This window comes from Pseudomonas sp. 32_A, from assembly GCF_017490905.1.
Taxonomy (GTDB): Bacteria; Pseudomonadota; Gammaproteobacteria; order Pseudomonadales; family Pseudomonadaceae; genus Aquipseudomonas; species Aquipseudomonas inefficax.
This window is the reverse complement of sequence record NZ_JAFGYI010000489.1, coordinates 1-244: the sequence shown is the minus strand read 5'-3', so window position 1 is coordinate 244 and position 244 is coordinate 1. Positions and strand designations below refer to the sequence as shown.

Genomic DNA, 244 nt, shown 5'->3' with positions numbered 1-244 from the left:
GGCCAGGTAGATCAGCGACAGGTAGGTGCTGTTGGAAAACAGCGTGATCACCAGGAAGATCTGCACCATGGCGTTGGTCAGCCACAGGGCGTTGGCCGGTACCTGGTTGGCGTTCTCGCGGCGCAGGGCCGGCTGCCCATCGTAGGTTTCTTTACGCACCGCCAACAGCACGGCGTAGGCCGCCGACCACAGGTAGGGCACCAGGATCATCGACGAGGCCAGGTAGATCAGGCTGGTATAGGTA

1 pseudogene is annotated in these 244 nt (G+C 61.5%); it reads right to left on the bottom strand.

Annotated features, from left to right (window positions below):
- Nucleotides 1-244, bottom strand: a pseudogene (locus tag J5M58_RS27550) (arginine-ornithine antiporter); the annotation flags it as partial.